21 protein-coding genes and 5 pseudogenes are annotated in these 17,678 nt (G+C 42.6%); 16 read left to right on the plus strand and 10 right to left on the minus strand.

The features are described from left to right. On the minus strand, positions 1-366 hold a 366-nt coding region (locus tag HK413_RS00005), incomplete at its 3' end, for a helix-turn-helix transcriptional regulator (RefSeq protein WP_175268687.1). A 53-nt stretch (positions 367-419) separates the two neighbouring features. On the opposite strand from HK413_RS00005, the gene HK413_RS00010 reads away from it, so the two are divergent. The 5 genes and pseudogenes from HK413_RS00010 (at position 420) to HK413_RS00025 (ending at position 2,909) form a co-directional block, all read left to right on the plus strand. Beyond that, complete coding sequence (locus tag HK413_RS00010) at positions 420-830, plus strand: putative signal transducing protein (RefSeq protein ID WP_175268688.1); 411 nt, start codon at positions 420-422, stop codon at positions 828-830. Between the two features lie 32 nt (positions 831-862). Further along, on the plus strand, positions 863-1,099 hold the full coding sequence (locus HK413_RS00015; protein ID WP_175268689.1) for a putative signal transducing protein: 237 nt from the start codon (positions 863-865) through the stop codon (positions 1,097-1,099). Between the two features lie 215 nt (positions 1,100-1,314). After that, positions 1,315-1,895: pseudogene (locus HK413_RS15710) on the plus strand (isoaspartyl peptidase/L-asparaginase family protein). Positions 1,896-1,959: 64 nt separating this feature from the next. After that, complete coding sequence (locus HK413_RS15715) at positions 1,960-2,136, plus strand: hypothetical protein (RefSeq protein WP_246229435.1); 177 nt, start codon at positions 1,960-1,962, stop codon at positions 2,134-2,136. A gap of 11 nt (positions 2,137-2,147) precedes the next feature. Then, the gene (locus HK413_RS00025) at positions 2,148-2,909 is read left to right on the plus strand and encodes a copper homeostasis protein CutC (RefSeq protein ID WP_175268690.1); all 762 of its coding nucleotides are present in this window, start codon (positions 2,148-2,150) and stop codon (positions 2,907-2,909) included. A 248-nt stretch (positions 2,910-3,157) separates the two neighbouring features. Here the strand turns inward: HK413_RS00025 and HK413_RS00030 are convergent, their stop codons facing one another. From HK413_RS00030 to HK413_RS00040, 3 genes are all read right to left on the minus strand, one after another. Then, positions 3,158-4,747, minus strand: coding sequence for a hypothetical protein (locus tag HK413_RS00030; RefSeq protein WP_175268691.1), 1,590 nt, complete (start codon positions 4,745-4,747; stop codon positions 3,158-3,160). Continuing rightward, a complete protein-coding gene (locus HK413_RS00035) occupies positions 4,747-5,349 on the minus strand; it encodes a hypothetical protein (protein WP_175268692.1) in 603 nt (200 codons plus the stop codon). The genes HK413_RS00030 and HK413_RS00035 overlap by 1 nt, the downstream gene beginning before the upstream one ends. Before the next feature lie 80 nt (positions 5,350-5,429). Further along, a complete protein-coding gene (locus tag HK413_RS00040; RefSeq protein WP_175268693.1) occupies positions 5,430-5,978 on the minus strand; it encodes a hypothetical protein in 549 nt (182 codons plus the stop codon). Positions 5,979-6,078: 100 nt separating this feature from the next. On the opposite strand from HK413_RS00040, the pseudogene hscA reads away from it, so the two are divergent. The 3 genes and pseudogenes from hscA to HK413_RS00050 form a co-directional block, all read left to right on the plus strand. After that, positions 6,079-7,934 (plus strand): annotated as a pseudogene (gene hscA, locus HK413_RS00045) (Fe-S protein assembly chaperone HscA). 188 nt (positions 7,935-8,122) lie between these two features. Next, a complete protein-coding gene (locus HK413_RS15720; protein WP_246229436.1) occupies positions 8,123-8,269 on the plus strand; it encodes a hypothetical protein in 147 nt (48 codons plus the stop codon). Then, a pseudogene (locus HK413_RS00050) lies at positions 8,227-8,589 on the plus strand (DUF4251 domain-containing protein); the annotation flags it as partial. The gene HK413_RS15720 and the pseudogene HK413_RS00050, both read left to right, overlap by 43 nt. 61 nt (positions 8,590-8,650) lie before the next feature. Here the strand turns inward: HK413_RS00050 and HK413_RS20230 are convergent. Beyond that, positions 8,651-8,821, minus strand: coding sequence for a hypothetical protein (locus HK413_RS20230; protein WP_317169114.1), 171 nt, complete (start codon positions 8,819-8,821; stop codon positions 8,651-8,653). A 308-nt stretch (positions 8,822-9,129) separates the two neighbouring features. On the opposite strand from HK413_RS20230, the gene HK413_RS00060 reads away from it, so the two are divergent. After that, a complete protein-coding gene (locus HK413_RS00060; RefSeq protein WP_175268694.1) occupies positions 9,130-9,756 on the plus strand; it encodes a tetratricopeptide repeat protein in 627 nt (208 codons plus the stop codon). Between the two features lie 48 nt (positions 9,757-9,804). After that, positions 9,805-10,188 (plus strand): tetratricopeptide repeat protein, encoded by a 384-nt coding sequence (locus HK413_RS00065; protein ID WP_175268695.1) that lies wholly within the window; start codon positions 9,805-9,807, stop codon positions 10,186-10,188. Here HK413_RS00065 and HK413_RS00070 read toward each other — a convergent pair. Then, positions 10,174-10,758: a riboflavin synthase gene (locus HK413_RS00070; protein WP_175268696.1), complete on the minus strand. Its 585-nt coding sequence runs from the start codon at positions 10,756-10,758 to the stop codon at positions 10,174-10,176. The genes HK413_RS00065 and HK413_RS00070 overlap by 15 nt on opposite strands. 42 nt (positions 10,759-10,800) lie before the next feature. On the opposite strand from HK413_RS00070, the gene HK413_RS00075 reads away from it, so the two are divergent. Together HK413_RS00075 and HK413_RS00080 are read left to right on the plus strand one after the other, a co-directional pair. Further along, positions 10,801-11,265 (plus strand): NUDIX domain-containing protein, encoded by a 465-nt coding sequence (locus HK413_RS00075; RefSeq protein WP_217451882.1) that lies wholly within the window; start codon positions 10,801-10,803, stop codon positions 11,263-11,265. Between the two features lie 27 nt (positions 11,266-11,292). Further along, positions 11,293-12,408: a glycosyltransferase family 61 protein gene (locus tag HK413_RS00080; protein WP_175268697.1), complete on the plus strand. Its 1,116-nt coding sequence runs from the start codon at positions 11,293-11,295 to the stop codon at positions 12,406-12,408. Here the strand turns inward: HK413_RS00080 and accC are convergent. From accC to HK413_RS21700, 4 genes and pseudogenes are all read right to left on the minus strand, one after another. Next, positions 12,405-13,883: pseudogene (accC, locus tag HK413_RS21695) on the minus strand (acetyl-CoA carboxylase biotin carboxylase subunit). The gene HK413_RS00080 and the pseudogene accC sit on opposite strands and share 4 nt — an antisense overlap. A gap of 444 nt (positions 13,884-14,327) precedes the next feature. Further along, positions 14,328-14,840 (minus strand): c-type cytochrome, encoded by a 513-nt coding sequence (locus HK413_RS00090; RefSeq protein WP_175268698.1) that lies wholly within the window; start codon positions 14,838-14,840, stop codon positions 14,328-14,330. A 77-nt stretch (positions 14,841-14,917) separates the two neighbouring features. After that, positions 14,918-15,106, minus strand: a complete 189-nt coding sequence (locus HK413_RS00095; protein WP_175268699.1) for a hypothetical protein — start codon at positions 15,104-15,106, stop codon at positions 14,918-14,920. After that, positions 15,093-15,760, minus strand: a pseudogene (locus tag HK413_RS21700) (SDR family NAD(P)-dependent oxidoreductase). Before HK413_RS21700 ends, HK413_RS00095 begins: the two are co-directional and overlap by 14 nt. A gap of 102 nt (positions 15,761-15,862) precedes the next feature. Here HK413_RS21700 and HK413_RS15725 point away from each other — a divergent pair. The 4 genes from HK413_RS15725 to HK413_RS00120 are packed head-to-tail and all read left to right on the plus strand — an operon-like array spanning position 15,863 to position 17,596. Beyond that, positions 15,863-16,021, plus strand: a complete 159-nt coding sequence (locus HK413_RS15725; protein ID WP_246229437.1) for a BlaI/MecI/CopY family transcriptional regulator — start codon at positions 15,863-15,865, stop codon at positions 16,019-16,021. Between the two features lie 41 nt (positions 16,022-16,062). Beyond that, positions 16,063-16,224 carry a BlaI/MecI/CopY family transcriptional regulator gene (locus HK413_RS15730; protein WP_317169138.1) on the plus strand — a complete coding sequence of 54 codons (162 nt, stop codon included), beginning with the start codon at positions 16,063-16,065 and terminating at the stop codon, positions 16,222-16,224. Positions 16,225-16,229: 5 nt separating this feature from the next. Next, the gene (locus HK413_RS00115; RefSeq protein ID WP_175268702.1) at positions 16,230-16,814 is read left to right on the plus strand and encodes a M48 family metalloprotease; all 585 of its coding nucleotides are present in this window, start codon (positions 16,230-16,232) and stop codon (positions 16,812-16,814) included. Then, the gene (locus HK413_RS00120) at positions 16,814-17,596 is read left to right on the plus strand and encodes a M48 family metalloprotease (RefSeq protein WP_175268703.1); all 783 of its coding nucleotides are present in this window, start codon (positions 16,814-16,816) and stop codon (positions 17,594-17,596) included. The genes HK413_RS00115 and HK413_RS00120 overlap by 1 nt, the downstream gene beginning before the upstream one ends. The last annotated feature ends 82 nt before the right edge of the window (positions 17,597-17,678 follow it).

The raw sequence follows: 17,678 nt of genomic DNA on the forward strand, positions 1-17,678 counted from the left end.
GTCGTCCATGCTTTCCAGCAAATCCTTCTCGGTAGTTTTTAATATGGCGCGCACCTTGTACATGGCCGACTTATAATTGGCTGTAGTCGATGCATCCGTCAGCTTCTCTACAAACTTTTCGGCAGTTAAAAAGGCGGTGGCTTCTTCTTTGGTAAACATTACCGGTGGCAGCCGGTAACCATCCATTATTGAATAACCTACGCCCGCCTCGCCAATTAAGGGGATACCGGCTTCCTCCGGGGTTTTAACATCTCGGTAAACGGTACGCAGGCTAATGTTAAAACGTTCGGCAATATCAGCAGCTTTTACCACCCTGCGCGATTGCAATTGGATCAATATAGCTGATATACGGTCGATGCGGTTCATTACAGCCAAATTAAAAAAATCCTGCTACATTAGGGTAATATTTAGTGTTTTTTATGGATGATAAAATCGTAGCACTGGCTTCGTATTACGACCCTATGGAGGCTCAAATTGTCCGCGGGCGATTGGAAGCTAACGGGATCTCCTGTTTCATTGCTGATGATAATATACTTGCTGCTAACCCTTTTTACAACCAGGCATTGGGCGGTGTGAAGCTAAAGGTATTTGAACATGATTTGGAACAATGCCGAGGGATATTAGCAGAAGAAGCGGTGCTGGAAGCCGGCGATGAACTAATGACCTGCCCTTACTGTAAATCAACCCATGTGCATTTTGCCGCGGCGCCTGTTAAACGCAATTGGTTCTCCATCATTTTGGCGGTACTCATTTCTACATTTCCTATTTATCTTTACCGCAGCTGGATCTGTATGGATTGCGGAGCAAATTTTAAGCCGGTCGAAAAATAATACACATACATCATATATAAAACCATCCTGTTATGGAAGACAAAATTGTAACGCTGACATCGTATATAGATTTGATGCAAGCCGAAATAGGGCTTGGCATATTACAGGCTGCCGGTATATCCTGCTTTATTGACGAAAACGCCATGGGCATTTACCCGCTTTACAGCGAATCGTTAGGCGCTTTTAAATTAAAAGTATTTGAGCGCGACCTGGAAAAAAGCCGTGAAATACTGGAGCATTCTGACGAGCAGGAACTGGATAACGAATAAGACGCATTTTTCATATATTGCATTATGTATAACCGCCGAAAGTTCATAAAAATATCATCAATAAGCGCTTCTTTAACAGCGCTTTCTGCATCAGCAATAGCAAAGTCTGTTTTAAATACGGCACCTGCTAACTACCCTATTGTTATATCAACCGGGATTTTGGTGTTGCGGCTAATAAAGAAGCCTGGAAAACACTATCAAAAGGCGGGAGGGCGCTGGATGCTGTTGAAGCCGGTGTAAAAATACCCGAAGCCGATATGACCAACCATAGCGTTGGCCGAGCAGGCTACCCCGATCGCGACGGGCACGTTACTTTAGACGCATGTATTATGGACGAGCAGGGCAATTGCGGCGCTGTGGCCGGGATGGAAGATATTGCCCACCCCATATCGGTAGCACGCCTGGTAATGGAAAAACGCCGCACGTTTTATTGGTTGGCGATGGTGCACGCCAGTTTGCTATTGAGCAGGGGTTTAAAGCCGAAAAGCTATTAACGCCCGAATCTGAAAAAGCCCGGAAAAAATGGCTGGTAAAACACGAGTACAAACCCATTATGAACAGCGAGAACCAACGCCCCGGCGATAAATATAACCACGATACTATCGGCATGCTGGCTATTGATGCCAAAGGCAATATATCAGGCGCGTGCACTACCAGCGGCATGGCCTGGAAAATGCACGGCCGCGTGGGCGACAGCCCAATTATTGGTGCGGGGCTATATGTTGATAACGAAGTTGGCGGCGCAACATCAACCGGGGTGGGCGAAGAGGTGATCCGTAACGTAGGCAGTTTTTAGTTGTCGAGCTGATGCGCGGGGCTATAGCCCGGAGGATGCCTGCAAAGAAGCTTGTCACCGAATTATGAAAAGAAAACCCGAAACAGCTAAAGAGATCCGGGTTGGTTTTTTAGCGATAAATAAAAAAGGCGAGCATGGCGCTTATGCCCTGCATAAAGGTTTTACCTATGCCGTTTGCGACAGTAAAAAGCAGGACCTCATCATCCCCGGCAAAAGTTTTTACACAACTGTAAAAGATTAACTTCTTTAGCTATGATCTCGTTAGAAGTTTGCGCCAATTCAATTACTTCGGCTTTGGCAGCGCAGGAAGGCGGCGCGGTTCGGGTTGAATTATGCGGCAACCTTGAAGCAGGCGGTACCACGCCGTCGCCGGGCCAGATAACCGTTGCCCGTAAACTGCTCAACATTAAACTGTATGTACTGATACGCCCGCGCGGCGCGGATTTTTTATATACTGATGAAGAGTTTGAGACCATGCTGGAAGATGTTAAATATTGCGTTAAAGCTGGCTGCGACGGCATTGTAACCGGCATATTAAAAGCTGATGGCTCGATAGACAAAGAGCGTTGTACGCAGTTAATACAATTAGCCAAAGAAGGCGGCTTAGGCGCTACGTTCCATCGCGCTTTTGATATGTGTAACGATCAGCATCAGGCATTGGAAGATATTATTGAGATGGGCTTTGAGCGCATTCTGACCTCGGGCGGAAAGAGTACAGCGGTTGAAGGATCGCGCACTATTGCCGACCTGGTTACACAAGCTGATAGCCGCATAACCATTATGGCTGGCAGCGGCGTTACCGAAATAAACGTGGCCGACCTGGTGCTGTTTACCGGAGTAACAGAAGTACATGGCACCCTGCAGGCACGCGTACAAAGCCAGATGAAATACAACAACGACCACATTATTATGGGAAGCAAAATTGGGGATGAATACGCCGTAGATGTTACCAGCGTGGACAGGGTAAGAAAGGTGATTGAAAACGCTAAACAAGGCTTGATAAATAATACCTAACACTCTTAGACATGATCCAATTAGGTGATCTATTCTCCAAAAAGCATCCGTTTTTCAATCACTTGATTATTAATTCATTAAATAAAATTCACGTTCAAAAATTCTGACGAGTAAGAGTGATCCAAAGCGATCCACTAAAAAGTTAAATTACTTAATTTTCAAATAGTTAATTAAAAAATGTGATCCAAATGATCCACATTTTAAAATGGATCGCTCCACTATAATTCACTCACTCAATAATTCAATAATTAGTAAAAGCTCACCGGTAATATCAGCTCAATAAAGTTAGGTACTACCCCTCCAAATATGTCTCTATCCAGCAAACGGCTGTAGCGGATACCGAAGGTTAACGGCTGCTGGTTAAACCATTTGGTATCAAAGTACAACTCGGCTCCGGTCGACCTGAAATTGCTGGTGGCCATGGTTTTGTTGGTATAGAAGTAAGTACCCCGGGTATAATCATAAAACAGGTTACCTCTTACTCTTAAAAAGTAAACCGTATTGGCTATTCCCGCATCGGGATAAGCAATAGGGAAATGATAGTTAACACCGACCTTATTCATGGTAATTAAACTCTCGGCAGTGTACCCTCTGCTAAAGGGAAAGTTATTGGTGAAGCTAACCACATTGCCCTGACCACTATGCTGATAGGCACCGGTGACAACCAGGTTATGGTTAATGAAAAGTCCGGGAAGGTACAGGCTGCCTGTCGCCAAAAACTGGTTGGCGCTTAACCCGCTGATAGACCTTTTATAATTGAATGCAATACTTTGCCCCCAACGCGGGTATATGTTTTGCCTTGCCTGTTGTATTCTGTTGGTAAAGCTGATCCCACTGCTAACATAAGTATAAGCCTTGTTCAATATGGCCTGGTAAGTTTGCTGGAACGAGGTGGTGCTGTAATGCAATGAACTGGTTAGGTTTAAGCCTGTTAAGTTTTTACCATTACTTAAGTTAAGCGGTACTTGCAGGCCGGCATGCAGATCGCTCTCGTTCCAATACACGCTGATGCCCCGGTAGCGAGCGCGCCTGTCAAGCGTATAATCAAACCCGGCTGATATAAAGGGGAACAGCGCACCATATACGGCATCGAAACCAAAGTCTTTGTAACCCTCGTCGCGGTTATAGCTAAATACCAGCTGCGATTGGAAGGTGTTTAATATATTCTCGCCCTGTAAAGAAACGGTGTAGACAGGGTCGTTAAAATCAGGGATCAGGCTATGGAAGTTAAACAGGTGATGTGCCTTGTTATATCTGGTTACGGCTAATGGTTTATTCTCTACGGTTGGTAACAGCCCGCTTGCCGAATCTCTTTTTAAAGCTGATATTTTAAAGTCAGGCAGATCACCCGGCACTTTGTTATCAGGCATTGCGCGCCACCCCGACAGGTTGTTTTCGGCTTCCTGTAACCTGTAGCCGAAAGCAGTAAACTCAACCAGTGCCAGTTTATTAGCTATAGCTGTTGGTTGGTATTTGTTAATGCCTTCCTTATCAATCTCAAACAGTTTACCGCTGCTTATATTTACCGCAAACAAGCGATCAGTCAAACCGGCTGTTGCCGAAAAGTAGATGTAGCTGCCTTGTATAAAAGGCACACCTATTGGCTGATAAGAATAGGCCAACAAATACCGTACATCGCCGGTTCTGATATCAATCACTGCTAACGACATCTGGCCTGCCGCGTTACGTACTGCTGCAACTATTTGCCTGTCGTTATAAAACTTAGGGTAAGTATAAAACAGGTTGGCTTTGTTAGGCACAACCGACAAGATCTTTCCATTAACCGCGTTTAAAATATGCAGCTCGTTCTTGCCGGATGCAGCAACTTGCACCGCCACTATACGCTTGCCATCATTATTAAAAGCCGGCGAAAAGTATTTGGTACGCTGGTTAAGCGGCGTTCTTCGCCGGTGGTAACATCTAATACGCGCAACTCATTATAATCGCGGTAGCTCCAGCGTGCATCGGGCTTTAAAGCCGCATATACTATCTTATCCTTATTGTAATTAAAGTAATTATCTAACGATAGTGATCTTACGCTTATCTTCCGCTCCTGCCCGTTAGTATTAATGGTAAATTGCGGCAATCGGTTATAGGTGCTTTTCATGTAAATAACCGTGTTGGGATATACATAAGCCGGGTATTCCTCACTGGCAGTAAAGTGGCGGTTTTTAGCAGCAAGGACGTTGGTTGAATTATAAACAACCTGGTCTTTAAAATAGTTAAAGCCATTGCTGCGGAACTGCTTAAAATCCTCACCCGTATATTTCTTTATCGCCCGCTGCATGGGGTAAAATAAGCCGTTGTACGATGCCGCATCATGCGTAACTTTTCGCCAGAACTCATCACCATATTTCTCGCGGCCGTAAGCTACCAGCATATAACCCATAGGGTACCAATCGGGCACATAATCAATTAATGATCCGTTGCGCAGCTTCATCCAGCTATAATTCTTATGGGCACTCCAAAGGGCACGATAACCATTATAAAAATATGGCAGCCTGCCCCTGCCCTGCTGGCTTACGTGGGTTTCGTTAAAAACGGCATCCCCTTCAAAAAACCAGTTGGGTATGGCCGGTCATTGCCAAACGCCTGCCCGGCATCGCCAAACAAAAACCGCAAGCCGCGCGATAGGCCCACGTTAAAATTATTGTATTGTTGCACATGTCTAAACTCATGGATAGCCAATTGGTCGGCCCGGGGCAGGGTGCCAATCGCGAAGCTGTTCTGGTCGGGAGTTAAATAAAACTCGCTCCTGAAAGGCGCCAGGCCCACGTAAGCGTTTGATATGGTGGTTTGATTCTGTAATACGATGTTTATCTGCTTTTGCTTAAAACCGATGGTGGGTTTTGTAGCAATGTCCATCCGGTTAATAATACGGGCAACGCGGGTAGCTGTCGAGTCCATGCCGGCGGGGAAGATAACCTTGGCGGCAGGTGTGTTTACCTGTTTCCATTTAAGCGATGGCGGGTTACCGCCAAACTCCCGGGCGCAAGCAATTGTACTTGCAAAAAGCAGTAGCAGGGTATAAAGAACGCGGGGTATTTTATTAAACTTAGCTTTTATCATAATAGGGTAATGCAAATTGCAAATAATTAAGTCAATTCACAATAACATGACATAGCATCAGTCAAAACTACCTACATTTGCCGTTTGTTAAAAATACACAATGGCTAAAGTTTCTATTAACCCGGCAACAGGCTCTATACAAAAAGAAGAGATCATCGTAGGTATTGACCTTGGTACTACCAACTCACTGGTGGCCTTTATTAATCCCGACAAGAACGCGCAGGTAATTAACGATACCGGCAAAGGCGTTTTGGTACCCTCTATTGTACACTTTGGCCCAACCGGTGATATTGTAGTAGGTAACGAAGCCAAAGAGTTTTTAATAACCGATCCGCAAAACACCATATTTTCTGTTAAGCGCTTATTGGGCCGCAGCTATAAAGACATTGCGAACTATAAAGACTTTTTAGCTATAAAGTTATTGACGATGACAGCGAGAGCCTGGTAAAAATAAATGTAGGCGATAAGTTTTATACACCGATAGAATTATCGGGACTGATATTAAAAGAACTAAAGGCCCGTGCCGAACACGCTTTAAAAACCCCCGTTAACCGTGCGGTTATAACTGTGCCGGCCTATTTTAACGATTCACAACGCCGGGCAACCCGCGATGCAGGTAAACTGGCCGGACTTGATGTTTTACGTATTGTAAACGAACCTACTGCAGCCAGCCTTGCTTATGGCATCGGTTTAAACCCTGATGAAACAAAAACAATTGCTGTGTACGATTTAGGCGGAGGTACTTTTGATGTATCCATCCTGCAGATCCAAAACGGAATTTTTGAGGTACTATCAACCAATGGCGATACCTTTTTAGGTGGCGATGATTTTGACCGCGCGATAGTTGATTACTGGATAGAAAAAAACCAATTAAACAAAGCTGACCTGATAGCCAATCACGAACTGGCGCAGGAACTGCGTTTAAAAGCCGAAGAAGCTAAGAAAGCACTAAGCCACCAAAGTATCTTCAATGAAAAGATTGGCGAGATTTGGTGCACGCTAGATAAAAATACGTTCGACGAGTTAATACTGCCTAAAGTACAGCAAACCATCACAGCTTGCGAAAACGCTTTACGCGATGCCAAACTAACCACCGACCACATTGACGAGGTGGTAATGGTTGGCGGATCGACCCGTACCGCATTGGTTAAAAAAATGGTGGGCGATTTCTTTAAACGCCCGGTACATGATGAGGTTAACCCTGACGAAGTTGTTGCTTTAGGCGCGGCCATTCAGGCCGATATTTTGGCCGGTAACCGTAAAGATATTTTATTACTGGATGTTACCCCGCTATCATTAGGTATTGAAACGATGGGCGGTTTAATGGATGTCATCATCCCACGTAACAGTAAAGTACCAACCAAGGCAGGCAGGCAATATACCACCTCGAAAGATGGCCGGGTAAACATGAAGATCGCCGTCTACCGGGGCGAACGCGACCTGATAAAAGAAAACCGTAAACTGGCCGAGTTCGAACTAAAAGGCATACCCGCTATGCCGGCAGGTTTCCCTAAAGTCGATATTAACTTTTTGCTGAATGCTGACGGGATCTTAAAGATCCAGGCTATCGAGTTACGGTCGGGGGTTAAACAGGAAGTTGACGTTAAGCCAACCTATGGCATTACCGATGACCAGGTTGAACAAATGCTGATGGATAGCATAACCCACGCCAAAGACGATGTAAACCAGCGCATGCTGATTGAGGCCCGTACTGAAGGCGAACAAATGGTATACACCGTTGAACGTTTTGTGCAAAAGAACGGCAGCTTTTTATCACCCGAAGAACTAAGCAGCACCGAAAAATATATAGCCGAACTGAAAACTATTTTAGACACCGGCGATAAAGACGCTATCCATAAACAAATTGACCTTGTAAACGAATTTACCCGTCCGTTTGCCGAGCGTTTGATGGATCATGCCATTGGTACCGCCATGAAGGGCAAGAGTATAGAGTAGTGTCATATTGATCTACTTTTTCTTTTCGCTCCGCTAATAATAGGCTAATTACCCTACCAATAAAAAATTTTCATAAACAGATGCTTTTTGCATTTGTAGTTAATAGGACAACAACAATCTATTAACGCAAAAACATCTAAAAAATGAAACGCTTATTATTAGTAATAATAGCCGCAGTAAGCATAAATATGGCTTATGCGCAAACCGATGCCAAAAAACTGGCAGACGATAAAAATTCAAATTCACCGCTAAAACCGCAACGTTTAGCCCGACTACAGAACGTGCCGGAGCGTCAATCAGCTCGGCAGGCACGCCCGATAATCATTTTAATTTAACCGATGGTTATTACACTACAATAACCCCTGATTCGGTAGTATCAAACTTACCTTATTATGGTAAAAGCAAAACCGTGCCTGATGGTGGAACAGGCAGCGTAACGTCTTATGAGGATGATCCGCATAAAAATGCAATTACCAGTTACGAATATGAAGTAAAAGACAAGAAAAATGGCAATGCGGTTGTTAACATTAAAGCCAAAGGGGCAAGCCAAATCAGCAAATATAATTTTGACCTGAAAACAGATGGTACTGCCAAACTTGAAGCAACGGTAGGCAACATGATCATCACCTACGAGGGTACCTACAATGCCTTGTAAAATAACACACAGCAAAAAGCCCTCCCGAAAATTATCGGGAGGGCTTTTAATTAGCGACTAATTATAAATTATCTATTGTTTCCTGCTCTTTTAAAGCGGTAACATTATTTTTAGAGCTAAACATACTTGTTTGATTAGCAAAATCTTCTAACAAACCTGTTATTGAGTCTAGGTTGTCTGCAACTCGCTGGTGCATATCCGGCAATACCTTTTCCGAGGTTTTTATCCCCAAGGTCCATATTGTCAACTTCAATTTTTGTTAATTTAGTTATAATTGCCTGTTGGCTATTTTTCAGATCTTCCAGTTCGTGGACTATCTTTTCCATTAATCCAAATTTCTTTAACGTATCCATAGGTTGTTTTCTAATTTAAATTTATTTACATCCTTACCTACCCAAAAATCGTTCCGTATTTGGATTTATCATTTATAACTAATAATTTAGTTAAATGAAATATCTATCTGTTTCCCTCGTAATTATTCTATTTTTTGGCGTTAATAGCTATGCTCAAAACACACGCAAAGCAGATGACACCCTTCTTTTGGAATACTACCAAAACCAACGTTTTGCCGACGCACTGTCTTATTTAAAAAGCATTTATACCGAACCGGTGACGGACACGAAGGAGTTATCACGCCTGGCCTATACTTCAGCAATGGCTAAGTTATTGCCCGCCGCAGCGGATTATTATCAACGGATCTATGATAGCGATTCTACCAATCAATCGGTATTGTATAACCTTGCCAGTATCAATCAGCGCCGCGGCAACAGCAAAAGTGCTGAACTTTATTTTAAAAAATTGGTGTTGCTGGATACGCTGAATTTTAATGCCTATACCAGCCTTGCTCAGATCTCATTTACTAAGGGCGATATTAAAAATCAGATCAGCTATCTTGAGAAGGCCAATAAGTTAAATCCTGTTGACGCTGATGCAGCGTATGACTTGAGCGAGGCTTATATGGTTCAAAATCAATCGCCCAAAGCAGGGAAAGTACTGACGGTAGCTATAGCTGCCGACCCAAAAAATGTTTTATTACTACAGGCGCTGTTAAGATTCAATTTTATTGCCAGTAACTGGAAGGAAACAATAAGAATTGGCGAGGACCTATTACTGTTGGGCGATAGCAGTACCAATACGATCTCCAAACTGGGGCAGGGTTATTTTTAAACAAAAAACTATTTGTGCGGAATAGCTGTATTAACCAGCCTGCCGGATATGAATCAAAGTGAGAACACAGCGTATTATACCGCCGTATGTTATAAAATGCTGAAAGACCAGAAGAAAGCTATTTTCTATCTAAACAAAGCAGTAGCACTTAGTATTTCGACAAGTACTGGTGCTTATTACAACGAGATGGCCGATAGTTATGAAAATCAAAAGCAATTCAAAAAGGCCGAGGCAAGTTATTTAAAGGCTTTGGTATATGATGAAACGCCGCTCACCTACTACTATTTGGCTACGATGTTTGACAGCAAATTGAACAATAGAAAGTCAGCTATAAAGTACTATAAGAAATACATCGTTGGTAATACAGACGAAAAACAAAAAGCTTATAAAGAATATGCTGTTGCCCGTGTAGCGGCGTTATCTGTTCATTAACCTCGCTACGTATTTGCCAATAATATCAAACTCCGGGTTTACTACCGAGCCAACATTTACATTATGCAAATTGGTATGCTCGAAAGTATAAGGGATAATCGCAACCGAAAAACTATTGGCCTGCGAGTTAACTACCGTAAGGCTGATACCGTTAACGCAGATAGAGCCTTTTTCTACCGTTACATTACCTGTTGCTGCATCATATTCAAAAGTGTACTCCCAACTGCCGTCACGCGATTTAAACTGGGTACAAACAGCGGTTTGATCTACGTGTCCCTGTACAATGTGACCATCAAGTCGGGCATTCATTTGCATGCAGCGCTCCAGGTTTACCGGTTCGCCGGTTTTAAGGTGACTCAGGCTGGTTTTGTTAAGGGTTTCTTCAATGGCGGTTACCGTATGTTTACCATCTGCAACGGCAACTACCGTAAGGCAAACGCCGTTATGCGCTACGGATTGATCTATCTTTAACTCGTTAGAAATTGCCGACTCGACTGTGATATGCAAATTGCCCTGATCATGTTTCAGATCGGTTATTTTGCCTAAGGTTTCTATTATTCCGGTAAACATAACGCAAAACTAATTATATTAATTTAGGTTTATCAAATACTTATGCATATCTCTAACCAAAGCGCCGGAATTTTACTGTACCGCAACATTAATAAGCAATTGGAAGTTTTCCTCGTGCACCCGGGCGGGCCATTTTTTAAAAATAAGGATGAAGGTGCATGGTCAATACCTAAAGGCGAATTCTTGCCCGAAGAGTATCCGCTATTAGCGGCTAAACGCGAGTTTTTTGAGGAGACCGGCCTGCAATTGATGGATGATAACTCTATTAAGCTTACCCCTATCAAACAAAAAAGCGGCAAAACCGTACATGCACGGGCCATAGCCGGCGATATTGATCCGGCAACATTAGTGAGTAACCTGTTTGAAATAGAATGGCCTCCCAGATCTGGCAAAAAGGCCAGCTTTGCCGAGATTGACCGTGGCGATTGGTTTACCGTTGATATAGCTAAAACAAAGATCAACCCCGCACAAGCGGCTTTAATTACCGAGTTACAGTCGCTTCTTTAATAATATTGCTATAATTGCAGCAGCACCATGAAAAAGATAAAAGCTTTTTTAAAAGATACTGCAAAGCAAAGCATACCGTTATTGGCGGGCCTGTTTGGGGCTAAAATATTAAGCAAACAAGCTACACTAAAAAAGCTGGCCGCTTACCAGATGTTCTCGGAACCGGGCGTAGAAGTAACGCTGCCACCCGCCGGCGAAACGGGATTACCCGTTGCCGATATTTATGCTAAAAGTCAGGTTGTAACAACATCAGCTATAGGTGTATATCGCGTTAGCGATAAAATAAAGATCCACCCGTATGGTGGTGTACAATTTGGCAGGGAGGTATTGGATATGGATTTTGGCTCGGCGCTGTTTGTTAAAACATTATTAAAAACGGATAAGCGCCCGGTTATTAAATGCGATACCTGCATTGTGCTTTGGTCGCACGAATGGGGAAATGGTTATTTTGATTATACCTATTTTATATATGCCAAATTACTGCGTATAAAAAACATGATGCCCGAAGCCGAATTTAAAAAGGCTAAGATTATTTATCCGCTGGTACATACAGCTTTCGAGCAGGAATTGCTAAAATATGCCGGTGTTACAGCCGATCAGATATTAGACAGCAAAACGCATAATGTACAGGCAACTCATTATTACACGGGCAATAACGATAGTTGGTACTATCCGAATAAAAGTGATCTGAATTTATTGCGCCAAACCTTATTGCCACAGGCTCTTGCTGGCAAAACAAGCGAACGGGTCTATATTTCGCGCAAAGCAAGGCGCAGGCTTACTAATGAAGCTGAAGTAATCAGAGTTTTAAAAGAATTTGATTTCGACATTATTGAAGACGCACCCAAAACAGTTGCCGAACAAATTGCGCTTTACAAAAACGCTAAGGTTATTATTGGCCCGCATGGCGCATCTTACACCAATATTATCAATTGCACACCCGGTACCATACTGATTGAACTCTTCCCCGGTGGCTATTACCCTGATTATTTCAGAAGTTTATCGTCGGCTTTAAACATGAACTATTACGCTATTTTTGAAGATAATATCGGCGAAACCCATTATCGCAACCTGGCAGACGATTTAACTATCGATCCTGAAAAAATCAAGATCGCGCTGCAAAATATCTTGACAATAGTTTAAAATTCCCGGCGATTCTTTACCCAGTTTGATGGCTGGTTGGCTGTATCTTCAACCGTTGTTTTAACACTGCTTAATAATTGTTCCATAATAAGAGCAGCTATTAATGCTTCCTGCTCATTACCTGTTCGCAATACCTCAGGCGTAAAATATTTCTTTACAAAGTGCGTATCAAAATTACCCGATGTAAAAGCCTCGTGCTGCATAACAAACCTGCCGAAACCTAACGTGGTGGTGATGCCGGTTATCTGGTATTCATCAATGGCACGTATCATACGTTCTATGGCCTCTGTACGGTCTTTGCCGTATGCTATCAGTTTGGCAATCATTGGGTCATAATATATCGGGATCTCCATCCCCTGCTCAAACCCATCATCAACACGGATGCCCGGGCCTTTGGGTGTTACATAAGTTTGCAGGGTACCAATATCCGGCAGGAAATTATTAGCCGGGTCCTCGGCATATACCCGCAGTTCAACCGCATGGCCGTTAATCTCCAGGTCCTCCTGTTTAAAGCTGATGGCTTCGCCCCTTGCAATTTTTATTTGTTCTTTTACCAGATCAATGCCTGTTATCAGTTCGGTTACGGGGTGCTCAACCTGCAGACGGGTATTCATCTCCGAGGAAATAAAAATTAAGCTGATCATCCATAATAAACTCGACCGTACCTGCGCCGGTATAGTTAACAGATCGTGCCACATCAACCGCACACTTACCCATCGCTTCTCGAATTTCCGGCGTTAATATGCCTGACGGTGCCTCCTCAATCACCTTTTGGTGACGGCGCTGTACCGAGCAATCGCGCTCAAACAGGTGCACTATATTGCCATGTGTATCGCCCAATACTTGTATCTCAATATGTTTGGGTGATGATACATACCGCTCAATAAAAACAGACCCATCCCCAAAAGCCGACGTTGCTTCTGATACAGCAAGCTGCATTTGCTCTTCAAAGTCGGCAGCGGTATCTACTATTCGCATACCTTTACCGCCGCCACCGGCAGCCGCTTTTATTAGGATAGGGAAACCAACCTCAACCGCGCGTTTCTTTGCTTCATTGACATCGGTTATAGCCTCTTCGGTACCCGGTACCATAGGAATATCATATTTCATGGCCGCGGCTTTTGCCGACAGCTTATTGCCCATAATCTCCATAGCCTCGGGCGATGGGCCTATCAATATTAACCCTGCCTCGCGTACTGGCGGGCAAAGGCTGAATTTTCGCTTAAAAAACCATAACCGGGGTGGATGCCTTCTGCCCCTGTTTGCCGGCAGGCATCTATAATTTTATCGCCAACCAAATAGGATTGGTTAGATGGTGCTTCGCCAATAAATACCGCCTCATCGGCATAACGTACATGAAGGGCATCCCTATCGGCGGCCGAATAAACGGCCACTGTTTTAATACCCATTTCGCGTGCAGAACGCATTACTCTTAAGGCTATTTCGCCACGGTTGGCAACTAATATTTTTTGCATAACTAACAAATGTAACAGATTTGTTTAAATCAAGAAATGTGCTTTTTTATACCTTCAAGTTTTATGTTGTTCCTGCACCTTCTAAATTATTTTGCTTAGAAGTTAAAACTTTATCAGAGTATTACGTTAAACATATATCAACGGAAAAGAATTATGTATAGAACGCCAAAAACATGGTCTTGGTTCAACAATAAAATCAGGACTAAAGACGACCTTCAATTTATGCTGATGACGATATTTATAGTTTTTATAATATTCGTCAAGTGCTACATGATGATTTTTGAGTCGACAAAAGATAAGCAGCCTGCAAACGCTACAATACAACAATATAATAATAGTACAAATAGAGGCTAGCCGATATCAGGTTTATTATAGTTAAATAACCATTATATAAAAAAAGCTCCCGGTATAACGGGAGCTTTTTTTTATACTTTATTTTGTGCATTAACGACCGCCACCTTGTGCAGGTGGAGTACCCTGCGGTTTTGGCTGACCACCCGGAGGCGGACCAGCAGGACGACCATGTGGAGGCCACGTAGCTGCTTCTAAATGCGCCACACCGCGGTGGCAGGTGTAGCAATTTACGCTCGACATTTTAGCCACGCCTAATGAATCTTTTTCTCCTTTAAAATATTTGCTGTTTAGCTTAGCCGTCATTCTATACATATCCCGCGCCATTTCTTTTTCAGGTTTGGCATCGCTGGCATAATCCATCTTTTTAGTTTCTTCATTGCGCGCATGGCAAAATCCACATCTTACCCCTAACGCGTCGGCCCATTGATCCATGATATGATCAACCTGGCGGAAAGTCAACTTCTTAGGTAATACTTTAAGGTTGGTAACTTTTGGGTCAACACGCTGTTGCGGCGGTTGCTGCTGTATCAAAGTCATTGATGCCAGTACTATCACAGCTGATATCAGGCAAATTGTAACCGTTAAGTTTTTATTTAAACGCATAATTGTCATATTTAAGTCATCGAAAATAACTCATTAATTTGAATGTTGCAACATTATATAATATAGTAATATTAATATTACACCTCAAAGCGTCTAACCAACCCCTCGCTTAGTGCCCAAAGATTATCCCGCGCGTTGGTATCATTTGCTATTGCAGCAGGTTTTTTTATCTTCTTTTTATAAAAGTACTGTCCGCTTTTTGCTTCCAGCTTAGGCGCAGTAGCCAGGTAAACAGGAGTTTCGGCACCTTTCTCAGGGCTGATCATAAATGGTGTAGCCAGTGAAAAAAAAGAATTTTATAAAACCGGTAAGCTTTGAATTAAAGCTGGTTTTAACTACTCCGGGATGCAGGGCATAAGCTGTAATGCCTTTATCCTTATACTTTTCGGCTAATGATTTTGTGAAGTAAATATTAAACAACTTGCTATTACCATAAGCCTTTATAGCCGAGTAAGTGTCGGGGTTTTGTAAATTGTCCAGATCAGGCTTGCCGGATTTATGCAGATCAGAGCTTACGTTAATAATGCGCGCATGGCCCTTTTGCAACAAAGGCATCAGGCGTTTGGTTAGTAAAAAATGCCCCGGTGGTTTGAGGCAAACGTTAACTCAAAGCCATCTTTAGTTAATGTAAAGTTGTTAAACATACCGCCTGCATTATTTATCAGCACGTTTATGTTAAATAATTTGGCGGTTAGTTCATCTGCGGCTTTTACAACATTGGCCAGATCGGTAAGGTCGCAGTAAATAATATGGATCTCTTTGTTACCCGTTTCGGAAACCAATTGTTTTTTAAGCACCTCACCTTTAGCAACATCGCGAACTAATAAATATAAAGCATGCCCCTTTTTTGCTAACGCGATGGCTGTTGCCTCGCCAATACCCGATGTTGCTCCTGTTATTACTGTTGTAGTTGCTGCCATGTTGTTAAATTATGTTAAAAGTAGGCGTTTTACTGAAGTTTTTTGAAAATAAATTTGTACAATTACGAACAAATCGTAGATTTATGAAATAATCGTATAACAATGGAAAAACTATCAGTACAAGAAGAAGAAGCCATGCAGGCGGTATGGCAGCACGGCGAAGGTTTTATTAAAGATTTCCTTGACACGATAGCCGAGCCGAAACCACCGTACACTACCCTGGCATCAACCATAAAAACCCGGAGCGCAAGTCGTTTGTAACGGCCGAAAAACTGGGCAACTCGTTCCGTTATAAAGCAGCCATTAAAGAAGAAGAGTATAAAAAACGTTTTATGAGCGGCTTTGTGAACGATTATTTTGAAAACTCATATAAAGAACTGGTTGCATTTTTCGCCAAAGACAAAAAAATCAGCGCCAGCGAGTTGAAAGAGATAATTAATCTGATTGAAAAACCTAAATCCTGATAGTCATGCCAGCCTTATTTGTTTTCCTGCTTAAAGTAAATATAGCGCTCATCATATTTTGCCTGGGCTATTATTTGGTACTGCGCAAACTTACTTTTTATACGCTTAACCGGGTGTATTTAGGGTTGGGTATCCTATTTTCATCAATTTATCCGCTTATCAATATTGACGATTTTTTGAGGCGCCATCAGCAAATTGCCAAACCTGTACAACAAGTGGTGCTTAACTGGAAAGCTCCCGAGCAATTTATACAGCAACCCGGGTACTGGTACTGGGCCACTATTATATTTTGGTTAGGCGCTATAGTTTTTGCTGCGCGATTATTGGTACAGCTACTCTCGTTATATAAATTATACCGGAGCTCTAACCCGGCGACTATACAGGATTATGAGGTCCGGATTACTACGGCTAATATCAGCCCGTTTTCCTTCTGGCAGAACATTTATATTAACCCTGATAACCTGGACGCGGCCGACCTTAAAAGCATCCTTCAGCACGAGCAAGTACACGTTAAAGAATGGCATACCCTTGATATTTTACTGGCCGAAATAAGCACGGTGTTTTACTGGTTTAATCCGGGGTTTGGCTGATGAAAAAAGCGGTGCGCGAAAACATTGAGTTTATTACTGACCGTAAGATCCTTCAGGCTGGAGCGGATACCAAGGCTTATCAATACAGTTTATTAAATGTAAGCATTGCCGCCACTACGTCGGCTGGTATTACTAATCATTTTAATTTTTCGACACTTAAAAAACGCATTAAAATGATGAACGCTAAAAGATCTTCAAAAGTAAACCTGACACGCTACGCGTTTTTGGTTCCGGTTGTGTTGGTAGGTTTATGCGTATTTAGCGCGTCAAAAGCCGAACTTGTTAAAAACACAAAAGTAGCCTATAAATCTATCGCAGCCTCAGTAAATAATTTGATAATTACCCCGGTTCAAAAAAACCTTGTAAATGACAACAAACCGGCCTTAAAGAAAATTATTACGGTAATTGATACGATTAAGCCTAAAAAAGTAAGCCGTATAATTATCATGACCGATAGCGGCAACAGTAAAAATTTTAATTATACCATTAAAACCAACGAGGCTAAAGACAGCACCAAAAACTACATCATAAAAATGGTGGGCGGTAAAGGTGGCGAGCCGGATAGTTACACGGTAAATGGTGTTAAAGTAACAAAAGAAGAATTTGAAAAAGTTGCGCCTAAAGACCTGCAAACCGTAGACATTATGGGCGGCCAATTTAAAGCGCTTCCGGGTAATATAACACGTATCAGGATAAATTCAAAGGAATCGGGTTTTGAACCTACGCATCCCAGATCGGTTACTTTTATAAAACGCGATACCGCCAGAGTTTTCTTTACGTAACAAGTGATGACGCTGTTAAAGTAACAAGTAAGGACGGCACTAAAATTACCACGTCAAAATTTGAATATACCACCAATGAAAA

The organism is Mucilaginibacter humi (assembly GCF_013087555.1).

What these genes read in the sequence shown, in the direction of transcription:
- HK413_RS00095 (WP_175268699.1), bottom strand. Translation starts at nt 15,106, where the DNA reads ATGATCAGCCCTGAGAAAGGTGCCGAAACTCCTGTTTACCTGGCTACT.
- HK413_RS00115 (WP_175268702.1), top strand. Translation starts at nt 16,230, where the DNA reads ATGCCAGCCTTATTTGTTTTCCTGCTTAAAGTAAATATAGCGCTCATC.
- HK413_RS00035 (WP_175268692.1), bottom strand. Translation starts at nt 5,349, where the DNA reads ATGAAGCTGCGCAACGGATCATTAATTGATTATGTGCCCGATTGGTAC.
- HK413_RS00025 (WP_175268690.1), top strand. Translation starts at nt 2,148, where the DNA reads ATGATCTCGTTAGAAGTTTGCGCCAATTCAATTACTTCGGCTTTGGCA.
- HK413_RS00070 (WP_175268696.1), bottom strand. Translation starts at nt 10,758, where the DNA reads ATGTTTACCGGAATAATAGAAACCTTAGGCAAAATAACCGATCTGAAA.
- HK413_RS15720 (WP_246229436.1), top strand. Translation starts at nt 8,123, where the DNA reads ATGGCTTATGCGCAAACCGATGCCAAAAAACTGGCAGACGATAAAAAT.
- HK413_RS00080 (WP_175268697.1), top strand. Translation starts at nt 11,293, where the DNA reads ATGAAAAAGATAAAAGCTTTTTTAAAAGATACTGCAAAGCAAAGCATA.
- HK413_RS00010 (WP_175268688.1), top strand. Translation starts at nt 420, where the DNA reads ATGGATGATAAAATCGTAGCACTGGCTTCGTATTACGACCCTATGGAG.
- HK413_RS00090 (WP_175268698.1), bottom strand. Translation starts at nt 14,840, where the DNA reads ATGCGTTTAAATAAAAACTTAACGGTTACAATTTGCCTGATATCAGCT.
- HK413_RS00015 (WP_175268689.1), top strand. Translation starts at nt 863, where the DNA reads ATGGAAGACAAAATTGTAACGCTGACATCGTATATAGATTTGATGCAA.
- HK413_RS00075 (WP_217451882.1), top strand. Translation starts at nt 10,801, where the DNA reads ATGCATATCTCTAACCAAAGCGCCGGAATTTTACTGTACCGCAACATT.
- HK413_RS00120 (WP_175268703.1), top strand. Translation starts at nt 16,814, where the DNA reads ATGAAAAAAGCGGTGCGCGAAAACATTGAGTTTATTACTGACCGTAAG.
- HK413_RS00065 (WP_175268695.1), top strand. Translation starts at nt 9,805, where the DNA reads ATGAATCAAAGTGAGAACACAGCGTATTATACCGCCGTATGTTATAAA.
- HK413_RS00040 (WP_175268693.1), bottom strand. Translation starts at nt 5,978, where the DNA reads ATGATAAAAGCTAAGTTTAATAAAATACCCCGCGTTCTTTATACCCTG.
- HK413_RS15715 (WP_246229435.1), top strand. Translation starts at nt 1,960, where the DNA reads ATGAAAAGAAAACCCGAAACAGCTAAAGAGATCCGGGTTGGTTTTTTA.
- HK413_RS15725 (WP_246229437.1), top strand. Translation starts at nt 15,863, where the DNA reads ATGGAAAAACTATCAGTACAAGAAGAAGAAGCCATGCAGGCGGTATGG.